The 460-nt window shown below is 63.9% G+C and carries 1 protein-coding gene; it reads right to left on the bottom strand.

Annotated elements, in window-relative coordinates:
- Positions 1-134 precede the first annotated feature (134 nt).
- A partial coding sequence (locus CDV44_RS27345) for a tetratricopeptide repeat protein (RefSeq protein WP_141118849.1) occupies positions 135-460 on the bottom strand: 326 nt, incomplete at its 5' end.

The raw sequence follows: 460 nt of genomic DNA, 5'->3' as shown, positions 1-460 counted from the left end.
CGGCGCGAGGCTCGCGCAACCGGTGGCGAGCACGGCGCTCGCACAGGCCAGCGCCAGCATCATGGCGCGGCCCGAGCGAGATGCCACCAACGAAAACGACACAGTGCGCTGCGAAAACGTCGACATCATCCGCATTACGGGGTCACGTTGTAGCGCTTCATGGTCGAGCGCAGGGTGTCATCGTCGCCGTCGAGCTTGACAGCTTCGCGCCAGGTCTTGCGCGCTTCGTCCTGCTGCCCAGATTCCCACAGCACTTCACCCAGATGCGCGCCGATCTCCGCCTGCGCCTGAATGCCATAGGCGCGACGCAGCAGATCGAGTGCCTGTTGCTTGTCGCCGAGGCGATACTTGACCCAGGCCAGACTGTCCATGATGTACGGATCTTCCGGCGCGAGCGACGACGCCTTCTGCAGCAACTTGAGGGCTTCCGGCAAACGCGTATTGCGCTCGGTCAGCGAGT

Origin of the sequence: Pandoraea sp. PE-S2R-1, assembly GCF_002179865.1 — a bacterium.
GTDB lineage: Bacteria > Pseudomonadota > Gammaproteobacteria > Burkholderiales > Burkholderiaceae > Pandoraea.
Note: the sequence above shows the minus strand (reverse complement) of the source record. Positions and strands in the feature narration are given on the sequence as shown.